This is a genomic window from Streptococcus mitis (assembly GCF_002860865.1).
GTDB lineage: Bacteria > Bacillota > Bacilli > Lactobacillales > Streptococcaceae > Streptococcus > Streptococcus mitis_AT.
Window position 1 is genome coordinate 91,842 of record NZ_PKIE01000002.1, and the last position, 11,861, is coordinate 103,702.

8 protein-coding genes are annotated in these 11,861 nt (G+C 31.8%); 3 read left to right on the forward strand and 5 right to left on the reverse strand.

What is annotated here, in order from left to right; genetic code table 11:
• Positions 1–208 precede the first annotated feature (208 nt).
• The 5 genes from CYK18_RS04855 to CYK18_RS04875 form a co-directional block, all read right to left on the reverse strand.
• Positions 209–2,422, reverse strand: a complete 2,214-nt coding sequence (locus CYK18_RS04855) for a glycoside hydrolase family 31 protein (protein ID WP_101785418.1) — start codon at positions 2,420–2,422, stop codon at positions 209–211.
• Positions 2,419–3,063 (reverse strand): DUF624 domain-containing protein, encoded by a 645-nt coding sequence (locus CYK18_RS04860; protein ID WP_101785420.1) that lies wholly within the window; start codon positions 3,061–3,063, stop codon positions 2,419–2,421. Before CYK18_RS04860 ends, CYK18_RS04855 begins: the two co-directional genes overlap by 4 nt.
• Positions 3,064–3,268: 205 nt before the next feature.
• A complete protein-coding gene (locus tag CYK18_RS04865; protein WP_101785422.1) occupies positions 3,269–4,834 on the reverse strand; it encodes an extracellular solute-binding protein in 1,566 nt (521 codons plus the stop codon).
• A gap of 9 nt (positions 4,835–4,843) precedes the next feature.
• Positions 4,844–5,740, reverse strand: a complete 897-nt coding sequence (locus CYK18_RS04870; protein WP_001267167.1) for a carbohydrate ABC transporter permease — start codon at positions 5,738–5,740, stop codon at positions 4,844–4,846.
• A gap of 17 nt (positions 5,741–5,757) precedes the next feature.
• Complete coding sequence (locus CYK18_RS04875) at positions 5,758–6,675, reverse strand: ABC transporter permease (RefSeq protein WP_000861543.1); 918 nt, start codon at positions 6,673–6,675, stop codon at positions 5,758–5,760.
• Positions 6,676–6,877: 202 nt separating this feature from the next.
• On the opposite strand from CYK18_RS04875, the gene CYK18_RS04880 reads away from it, so the two are divergent.
• The 3 genes from CYK18_RS04880 to CYK18_RS04890 all read left to right on the forward strand — a co-directional run bounded on the left by CYK18_RS04880 (position 6,878) and on the right by CYK18_RS04890 (position 11,668).
• Positions 6,878–8,548 carry a sensor histidine kinase gene (locus tag CYK18_RS04880; protein ID WP_000773065.1) on the forward strand — a complete coding sequence of 557 codons (1,671 nt, stop codon included), beginning with the start codon at positions 6,878–6,880 and terminating at the stop codon, positions 8,546–8,548.
• Positions 8,529–10,067: a response regulator transcription factor gene (locus CYK18_RS04885; RefSeq protein WP_101785423.1), complete on the forward strand. Its 1,539-nt coding sequence runs from the start codon at positions 8,529–8,531 to the stop codon at positions 10,065–10,067. Before CYK18_RS04880 ends, CYK18_RS04885 begins: the two co-directional genes overlap by 20 nt.
• A gap of 395 nt (positions 10,068–10,462) precedes the next feature.
• On the forward strand, positions 10,463–11,668 hold the full coding sequence (locus CYK18_RS04890) for an ATP-binding protein (RefSeq protein WP_101785425.1): 1,206 nt from the start codon (positions 10,463–10,465) through the stop codon (positions 11,666–11,668).
• Positions 11,669–11,861 lie beyond the last annotated feature (193 nt).

The window sequence follows — 11,861 nt, forward strand, 5'->3', positions numbered from 1 at the left end:
AAAGTTACTTTAAAAAATCACCTTTAAAAATTTGCTCTTGTTTAGTTTAAAAATGTTTCAAACCTTGAAACATACTTATCCTTTCCTCTTCAGTAAACAAAAAACATCCCTATGCCAAACTTGTAATTACTAAAATACAAGTCAATAAGCATAGAGATGTAAAACTGTTACACATTAAATAATAGAAATTGTGTACGAAATGTCTCAATTAGTTTTCGCTAGTAAATATCTTTTCCAACAAACGCCCTCTCAATTCCTTATCCTGATGATGCAAGATATTCATTAACTCATGAGAATTTTTGGCATTGATGAATTGATTTAATAATCTATCTTTTAATTCATATGGAAGAGAAACCGTCTTTAGTAGTCTAAAAACTTCGTCATTTAGGGATGTTGTTTTATTATCTTTATATTCAAATCCAGCTGTAGCATTCTTATTTGGCAATTCAATGATAGACACATTCGTTCCTTTAAAATGAATTCTATGAATTCTATTGCTTGGAACGATACTAGAATCTCCTTGTAATGTTAACTCTACCATCCCCATTTCCCAGTCGATTGACAATCTTGTTTTATATCTTTGACCATTTTGATCTTCAATCATTTCAAAAGAATGTTGTTTGCCTGGGAATACATACCAATCTACAACTTCAGGTAAATCAACACCCATATCTATCTCAGAACCAACCAAGGGAATGATTGCACCACTTTTTGCAAACACAGGCATCGTCGAAATGTCTCTATAAACACTTAACTTCACACCACCTGTATATTTTTTCTCTGAAAAGAAGTCATACCATTCACCTTCAGGGAACCATACATCTACTTTTGCAGATTGGAACGCCAAATCCATCTTTTCTACAATGGGAGCCACCATCAGTTCTGTTCCAAAAAAGTATTGGTTTGGAACATTATAGCTCTCATCATTCTCTGGGTAGAAATAATACATTGGGCTGATTAATGGGGCACCTTCCTCATGTGTCTTTACATTCATGGTATATAGATATGGAATCATCTGATGTCTCAAACGAAGGTATTTCTTCATAATCTTAGATGTTGTTTCTGAAAAAAACCAAGGTTCTTTACTATTAAAGGGGCTTCTAGAACTATGTAAGCGAGTAATCGGACTAAAAACGCCAAACTGTAGCCATCTGGTTTGTAGCTCTTCGTCATAATCCCCCAGCATGTGCCCACCGATATCATGGCTCCACCAACTATAACCGATATTTGATGCTGTCGCCGTAAAATAAGGTTGAAATCTTAAGGAATTCCAACTAATAATGGTATCTCCTGAAAAACCAACAGGGTAGCGATGACTACCGGGACCTGCATATCTTGATAAAATCAAACCACCTTCTGCATTTTTACAACTATCCTGATAGTGATAATGGTTTAAAAGCCACAGTGGATCCAACATGCCTTGTGTCCCTTGTTGCCAGTCAATCCACCAAAAATCTACTCCCTGCTTTTCTAGCTTATAATGAACATCTTTAAAGTAGGCTTCTCTAAAAGATGGATTAAAAAAATCAAAAATAGCAGGTTCTTCTAGTTCTACATTTAATCCCAATCGTTGGGCGACTCGAGGATAAGCTTCTTCATAAGCCCGTATACCATCAGCAGGATGGACATTTAAAGAGAGTTTTAACTTTCTATCATGAAGTTGTTGCAATAACTGTTCTGGATTAGGTATTAAGTTTTTATTCCAACTATATCCTGTCCAGCCACTTCCAAAACGAGCTGGAATGTCAGTTATATGCCAATCCATATCTAACACACCGATAGATAATGGAATTTTCTCTGTTTTAAACCTATCTATTAAATCCAAGTATTCATCCGATGTATAAGGCCAATACCTACTCCACCAATTACCTAAAGCGTATCTTGGCAACAAGGGTGTTGAACCAGTCAAATGGTAAAAGTCTCTGATTGCTCCTCTATAATCATGCCCATAGGCAAAGAAATACAGGTCAATTTGATTTTCTCTCTCAGTATAACCAGACTGTTCATCCCAAATAAATCCTTGAGAATCATCCAGTAAGGCAATACCATTTCGACTAATAATTCCATCTTCTAATGGGATGGCTCCATCTGCCTTATCCAGAGTCCGAGCTGTTCCTTTTAACGTTTCAATAGATTCACCAAAATACCAGCGACTACCATATACGGCAAAATTTCCTTTTAATTCTATAAATAAATTTTCGGCGTTAAATTCTCCTTTATTAAAGTGCAGATGAAAATAGTCCGTCATAATATCTAGTACGTTTGATGTCTCGATATAATCTAACGAAACTTGGCCAAAATCTCTATTATAGATAAGTTGTGTCGTTCTATCCTCAAAACTTCCAGTTTGAGAGTATTCTAACCTTACTAGCTTGTCTGTTAATACAGAAATTCGATAAAACTCTCCCTTAAAAATTTTCAATTTGTTGTCCTCCTTTTAGTAAATTTCTTTACCTTATCAAACATTTTATTTGTTATCGTTACATTCATCAATCCGCAAAAAGCAAATCCCCCAAATGTAAATACGTAAATAGCTGTTAAAACTCGTTCTGGACTACTAAAACTCATATACAGTACAGAAATATTAAATAAAACCAACATGATAGCTTGTATTGGATTTAAAATACAAATTAATACGCTATTTACAATACTATTTTTTAGATTATCTTTAAATAGACCAATATAGGGAAAAATAACACTCATCAAAAGTATTATAACAAATAAAAAGGGCAACACTAACAATAAACTATACTCTGAAAATAAACTTGAATAGCCCCAAAGACAATAGTTCACATATAAAAGTAATTCTATTAGGAGGATAAACAACCAAATAAAAGTTGACTGTTTAAAATTTCGTCTAAAGATCCGAAAATAATGATAAGTAATATCGGTATCTTTACCTTTTAAAATACGATACCACATTGTCGTAAGAGAAGTTAGTGATGCCCCAATTGTAACTATTGGAATACAACTAACAATAAATAGAGTATTTAAAATAATTAAATCTGTCAAAAAAGTTAAAATTCTAACCACTTTTCCATCTAATGAAAATAATTTTTGCATAATAGATATCTCCATAAAATCAATCGTCTTAACTCTATATTTTAGAATGTCAGTTGCACAAAAATATTACCTAAATTATTTAAAAAACATTTCCAAATTTCTTTAAAAATTAGAATAAAGGAAGCGAGATAATCTGATGTTATCAGTCTCGCTTCCTGTAATTAGCTAGTCCCTTGTTTATACAACCAAGAGTTCATATAAAGTATTACTCTTTTACTTCTTTTTGGTAACGATTATATGCTTCCTGTTGAATCTTCATAAATTCGTCCAAGCCCATATTCTTAAGAGTTTCTTTGTATGAGTCCCATTCTTTTTCTATGCCACCTTCAACTACCCATTTAGATGCTTGTTGTTTGACATAGGATTCAATACTAACATAGATTGATGATAATTTGTTAAGCTCTTCTTGTGAATAAATCACATTAGGGTAAGCTGGCAACGCAAATTGTTTCAAATCTTGGTCCATCTTCAATTTCAATCCATCACCTTGTGTTTGATCGATTTCTACACGACTATTGATATCATCACTTACGTATTTAGGACCAAAATCCCGAAGTGAATTAATCCATGCCCATTCATCAGCTGATTTACCATCTTTAGGAGGTAACACTTTAAACTTATCACCATTCTTTTCAGTAGCTATTCCAAATGATCCATAGAAATTCTGAATACTTGCTTCATCTGTATATAATTTATCCAACCATTTCAATAATTTAGCAGGATTTTTGCTCTTATTTGTAATCAAAATTTCATTTCGACCATAGTTGTAATGATCTGGATCAGAAAAGACATATTGTTTACCATCCATACCTTTTAAAGCAGGTAGAGCAATATATTCACTTGAATGTAAGCCAAACGTTGCATCTGCTGTCCAACCACTAGAAACACCTACTCTAGCTACTCCCTTATCCATACGTTTCGCTACACTCATAGAGGTATCTTCTGTAAAGATTTCCGGATCAATCAAACCTTTTTTATAAGATTCGTGCATTGCTGCAATCCCTTGTTTGTAACTTTCTTCTGTACGAAGGTAGACTGGTTTTCCATCTTTTACAGACATTTCATACGTATTATCTGCACCTAATCGATTATTGAACGGAAGAATATATGAGAATGTTGGATCAAAGTTTCCTGCTCCGAATGGAATTTCATCAGAAGCATCTCCATTTCCGTTTGCATCTTTATCCTTAAATTCTTGTAGTACTTTTACTAAATCATCATAAGTTTCTGGAACCTTTAAACCTAAATTATCCAGCCACTTTTTATTAATAAATAGCTGATTAGCTACCGTAGGGCGCATCGGTAATTTTTTAGGCAGGCTGTAGATATGACCATCTGGTGAAGTAATCATAGCTTTAATCTTAGGTTCTTTTTCCATAGCCTTAGTTAAATTGGGCATATTTTCTTTGATTAAATCTTCCAACGGGATAAATAGAGATTGGTTCTGAGCAATTTCTGAATCTGTAAATGCATTTGAACCCAAAAATGCATCTGGTAAATCTCCGCTAGCAACCAAAACAGATTTCTTATCTGCCCAATCTGCGGCTACAAGTGTATCCCATTTAACTTCAATACCTGCTTCTTTGGCAGAATCTGTTAGAAAACCTTTATGATAATCTTCTCCCCAGTCAGACCAACGAACAGTTGTGATTTTATAAGAATCTTCTCCAGACTTATCGTCCTTATTCGCATTATTAGAATTTGCACAGGCTGTTAAGCCAGCAAGTGTAACTGTTCCTAAGAACAAATATGTAAATGATTTATGTTTCATGTTTTTCTCCTATTCTTTCAAGGCACCAATCATTACGCCTTGATTAAAATATTTTTGAACAAAGGGATATAGCAACATAATCGGAGCGGTTGAAATAACAATTGCTGCATATTTCATCATATCGGCTTTGATACGAAGATCTGATGCCACTTCTCCTGTTGCTTGCGATTGTAACATTTGATTACTAATTAGTAAACGTCGTAAAATTAATTGCAATGGCTGTAAATTTTCATTCGTTAAATAAATTAAAGCATTAAACCACGAATTCCAAATACCAACTGCAGTCCAAAGTCCAATAACTGCTATAATAGCTTTTGATAACGGAACAACTATTTTAATAAAATAACGAATTGTACCACAGCCATCAATTTGCGCAGCCTCCCACATCCCGTCTGGAATACTATTATTAAAGAAAGTTCTAGCAACAATAATATTGTATGATGAAACCGCAAAAGGTATTACCATTACCCAAAATGTATCAATTAGGCCAACATTCTTTACTGTTAAGTAGGTAGGAATCAAGCCACCTGATACGAACATAGGGATTATGTATAGAATACTCATCCATTTTCTACCAACTAATTCTTTTCTAGATAAAGCATAACCAGCTGGAATATTGACTACTAAAGCAACTAAGGTACCAACAACAGTATATAAAATGGTATTTAGATAGCTACGTAAGAATAAAGGTTGTTGAATAAGACGTAAATATCCATCTAATTTCCATTCTCTAGGAATAAACCATACCTTTCCATTTGCAACATCTGAAGGATTACTAAAAGATGCAATCACTACAAACCATAACGGATAAACAATTAACAGGATAAGGAAAATTGCTAAACCATAGGTAACTATATCAAATAATAATTCAGAGTTTGTTTTTCTTGATTTATGAAACCATCTCACTTTAAGCACTCCTTCCTTTAAAAAAGACCCGTTCTAGTATATCTTTTTGAGAACCAGTTAACAGATAACAAAATTATTAGATTGACTACGGTGTTAAATAACCCTATAGCTGTCGAATAACTATACTGAAAGTTCACCATACCAACTTTATAAACATAGGTCGAAATTATCTCACTTCCTGCTAAATTAAGAGGATTCTGTAGTAGTAACACTTTCTCAAAACCTACACTTAATAAACTACCTGCTCTTAATATTAATAGAATCATAGCAGTCGGCAAAAGCAATGGTAATTCTATATGCCGAATTTTTTGTAACCTAGAGGCACCATCCATAGTTGCAGCCTCATAATATGTAGGATCAATTGCAGAAAGCGCTGCTAGATAAATAATACTATCCCAACCAATATGTTGCCATACATCGCTCCAAACATAAACACCTGCAAAATGACTAGGTTTTGATAAAAGATCTGGAATAGTAATTCCAACAGACTTAAATACATTCGCTAACAAACCACTAGTAGGAGATAAAAATAAGATAATCATCCCACACATAACCATTGTAGAGATAAAATGGGGTAAGTAGGTTGTCACTTGAAATATTTTTCTAAATTTCCCAACTCTTAACTGATTACTGATTATAGCTAGTATAATAGGTAAGGGGAATCCTACTACAATACTATAAAGTGAAATTTTTAATGTATTGAACATAGTTGTCCCGAATTGGAATGATGAGAAAAATTGAGTAAAGTACTTAAATCCTACCCACTGACTAGCAAAGATACCATTGGCTGGTGAATAGTCTTTAAATGCAATAATTAGTCCCAACATGGGAATATAGGAAAATAAAATTAATAGCAATATTGAAGGAAAAAGTAATATATATAACGGAATACTATGCTTTAATTTTATTTTATGAAGTTGAGATGCTACTTTCATGTTTTTCCTCCCATCTGATTTTCTACGATTATTTTACACCATATAGAATTCCCTTAATAGAACTTTTTGGACTAGGTTTATCAATTTTTCAGTTTTTTAATTTTAAAAACTATTACTTTTCCGACATCTTGATAAAACATATCTGTTTTGTTACATGATATCGTATTTTCAAAGTGCTATAATTTTAGTAGGAGAATAGTATATGAAATTAAATCACGACTTATCAAAAAAACATTCCATTCATTTTTTCTTTAAACTCCTACTTGTACTACTATTGATAAATATTTTAATCAATATTGCTATGAGTAACATAACCAGAAATTTTATTAAAAACCAAAATATAGTACACCTACGTAGTTCAATTGAAATTTATGCTGACTCTGTTAATGAAAAATTACATTCTGTAGAACGCTTTATGTACTCAACAATAACGCATAATGAATCTTTAGAGAAATTAAATCATGTACAAACGTTTCTTGAGTATCAAGAAAATCTTAAAAAAGTTCAAACTAGCTTTACAGAGTTTGAATATCAAAATGAAACTCATATGACATTCTTATTAGAAACCGATAGTACTGATCATTTTATAAATGTCTCCAATCTTTATATTCCATATGAAGATTATCTACTGTTAAAATCAAATCTAAAATCATTGCGTAGTGATATAAGTGACCGTAAATGGAAAAATGTAACTACTAAAAACAGTGAATACTTAGTTAAATCTGTTCATTACGAAGGAAAAATCATTTATGCCGTCATATCTTCAGAAGATATCCTAAAACCTCTCAATAAACTTAATATTGGTAATAATGGCAAACTCTCCCTAAAAGAGCCTAACAATATACCGTCCGCTAATTACCTAATTCATGCCCAAAATGAAAAAACGCATTTACCTTTCGATATTTATGTTTTAGTCGATTATGCCGAAGTCTTTAGAAATATCACACTCTTAGAAGTATTTTTATCAGCCGTTCCTATCATTATCACAATTTTATCAATCATCATTATCCTGTATATTCGTCAGTGGATGATTAAACCTATAACAAGACTCACTGAACGACTCTCTCAACTCGGGGACTCCATCCCCCCTTCTGAATTTTTTATATCTGAAGGTATACTAGAAATTGATAAGGCAAATGATAAACTTAATAAAGTAATATTTGACATGCAAGAATTAAAAATAAGGGAATACCATTCACAACTAGAACTTAAGAAGATTGAACTTAATTATCTAAAGAACCAAATCCGTCCACATTTCTACTTAAATATGTTATCAATGATTCATAGTATGCTTCAAACAAAAAACTACAAGGAAATTGAAGAGTTAACTATCCTAACTTCAAATTATCTCCGTCATTTATTTATGGCTAATCAAGATTTTTCAGAACTTAAAGATGAAGTTCAGCATATTAAAGATTATTTAGAAATACAACGAATTCGATATGGAAATAGTATCTACTTTTCACTAGACTACAATTCTGAGCTACAAAATACTCTTGTTCCATCGTTACTTTTACAAACATTTATTGAAAATACAATCAAACATGGTTTTTCATTTCAGGATTTATTTACAATTTTGCTATCAATAAAAAAAGTAAAAACTGAGAACTCAGATTATATTCAGATTTGTATCGAGGATAATGGTCCAGGTTTCTCTGAAGAAATTTTATCAAAACTAAATCAGAAACAGTCTCTAATAACAGAAGATGGACATCATATTGGGATCACAAACACCATCGAACGTTTAAATCTTCTCTATCCTAATGACTATAGTATTGCATTTGAAAATAATGAAGAAGGTGGGGCTAAAATTCTTTTACTTATTCCATACAAGATTATAGATGGAGGTTATAATGAACATCTTATTAGTTGATGACGATCGTTTTATCATTGAAGCTTTACGAGAGAAAATAAATTGGGCTAAACTACACATTGACACTGTTTATGTTGCCTATAGCCTCACTCAAGCTCAAAATATTATTAGAGAGAATCCTATTGATCTCATGATAAGCGATATAGAAATGCCTCAAGGTAGTGGCCTCGAACTCTTATCGTGGATTAGAAATGAAAAATATGATATAAAAACAATTTTTTTAACCAATTACGCCGACTTCAACTATGCTCAAAAAGCAATTGAATTGCAAAGCTTCGAATACTATCTAAAACCCATTAACTTTGAAAAATTAGAATTTATTATTCAAAAAGCCATTAGTAAAATTGAGAATCATAACTTAAATGGAAAAAATGATTCGCTTTTACAAATAGAAGATAATTTCTGGTATGATTACCTTAGAAAACCTCAAATTTCTCGCATTGATGAGCTAGAAATAATAGCAAGCAAACAAGATTTTATTCTTCAAAAACACCAGTATTTTTTTCTTGCAGTTTTAACAATCAATCTTAATGAAGAAGATTATTCTGCAGAAACTCCATCATGGACTTCTCAACTAAAAAGAGAACTTCAAAGAATTTCACAACCTTCTTATAAGCTGATAAGTCTATTCAAAATGGAAAGCCAGGTTGATCAATATGTTTGTCTCTTTAGAGTAGACTCATCCAAACGTAGTGACAAATTGGCATATGAGATTCATTCTCAAATTTCTAATAACTTTAGTAAATACTCAAACATTATATATAAGAGTTGCCATAAAATATCCGATATTTTATTTCATACCAAAGAACTCTACACTTATAATGAACAATATGTTTCTTATTGGAATACTATTACATGTGTTCCACATAGTTTTCCAACTTCCTTTAAAACAGAAACTCTTTCAATTACTTTTTTAGATACCTTAAGTGAATACGAATTAAGAGAAAAAATTAATTCACTTGCTTATAATTCTCAAATTCCTACTTTCACACTACAACAAATTTTACTAGATTGGACTCAACAAATAGGAATATATCTAGATCAAAATGGAATCTCGGCACATAAATTATTCCAAAACAGCACTCATGATTTCTTATTCCAACGACGCTTTCATTCAATTGAATCTTTTCAGGATTACTTTGATTATTACTGGTCACATGCTAAGAAATTTGCAACAAACATTGAAAACCAAAAAAATAGTATTCAACGCATCGTCGAATACATAGATCATCACTACTATGAAGATATAAATCGTTCTATATTAGCAGATATGGTTTATCTCAGCGCAGATCATTTAGCTAGAATTTTTAAAAAAGAAACTGGAGAAACTCTTGTTAAATATATAACGGATAAGCGCATTAATGCTGCTAAATCTCTCCTATCTCAAACAAATATCTCGATATCACAAGTATCCTGTCAAGTAGGGTATGATAATTATTCTTACTTTACTAAAATTTTTAAACAAAGGACTGGACTTTCTCCTGGAGATTACCGTAAAACATATCAAAATAAAATGTAAGCAATCTAAATCATTGAAATGATAAGTAAAATTCAAGGTCTGTAGTAATTTTTGAAATTCTACAGTTTTTCCAAAGATAACTCCATAAACTTATTTGAAATTGCTGATAAGGTAACTTCTTAAAAAGTCAGTTTGAGAAAAACATACAGTAAATATTTCTAGGATAAAACGTATACTATCAAGCTTTTTATTCCTGATAGTATGCGCTTTTTATTTGAATACTTGCTACAAAACCTCACAAGATTTACTATCATGCCATACCAAAATGGACTATTTTTTGATTGCACAAAAATATTATTTTCAAACATTTAGAAATAATCGAACAAATTAAATATTATTTCTAAATATTTGAAAATAACGTCTATTTGTATTATACTATCTTTGAGGTATCTATTATGAACTATATTAAAAGACCACATTATTTAGACTTTTTAAGAAGGCATCGTGACCGCCAAATCATCAAAGTTGTGAGCGGAGTTAGACGAGCTGGTAAATCTGTTCTCTTTCAACTCTATAAAGAGGAGTTACTAGCAACTGGGGTAGACGAAAATCAGATTATATCCATCAATTTTGAAGATCTGAGTTATTATGAATTGCGAAATTTTCAAACATTATTCGCTTATATAAAAGAGCGGTTAGTTGAGGAGAAAACATACTATATCTTTTTAGATGAAATTCAACATGTTGAAAAATTTGAACTGGTAGCAGATAGTCTATTCATCTTACCAAATGTAGACCTCTATTTGACTGGATCAAACGCCTACTTTATGAGCAGCCAATTAGCTACAAATTTGACTGGTCGGTATGTTGAGATAGAGGTTCTTCCTTTGTCATTTGAAGAATACCTATCAGGCCAATCTCTCTCAGAGAATCTGAATACAACAGAAATTTTTAACAATTATCTCTTTAGTGCTTTCCCTTACTTATTGCAAACATCATCTTACGCTGAAAAAATTGATTATCTAAGAGGAATATATAACTCAATACTGTTAAATGATATTGTCACTAGATTGGGAAATCCAAATCCTACTATTATTGAGCGCATTGTTCGAACCCTTCTCAGTAGTACAGGTAGCTTAATATCAACAAATAAGATTCGCAATACCCTGGTCAGCCAAAACGTTTCAATCTCCCATAATACTTTGGAAAATTATTTGACGACTTTGACAGATAGTTTGCTTTTTTATTCCGTTCCACGTTTTGATGTAAAAGGTAGAGCATTATTGCAACGCTTAGAAAAATATTATCCCGTTGATTTAGGTTTACGACACCTCTTATTGCCAGACCACAAAGAAGATATTGGCCATATCTTGGAAAATATTGTCTATTTGGAATTGAGACGTAGATATTCACAAGTATATGTTGGTAATTTAGATAAATATGAGGTTGATTTTGTTGTTGTAACTGATCTTGGTCACTACGCTTATTATCAAGTCAGTGAAACAACACTTGCTCCAGAAACACTAGAAAGAGAACTTAGACCACTAGAAGCTATTAAAGATCAATTCCCAAAATATCTATTAACAATGGATACGATTCAGCCAACAGCCAATTATAATGGTATTGAGAAAAAAAATATCATAGATTGGTTACTAGAATAGTAGATAATCATAAATCATACAGTTAAGTAGATTTGTAACAGTCTGTTATCAATGATTCTACCCAAATCCTAACAAGATATAAGGAATTTAGAACACTGACACTTGAAGGATAAAATATAATTTATAACTTCTGAAAACAATATTATTACTCAAGATGATGAAACTCCATAGAATTAATAAAGCTAGGAATCAA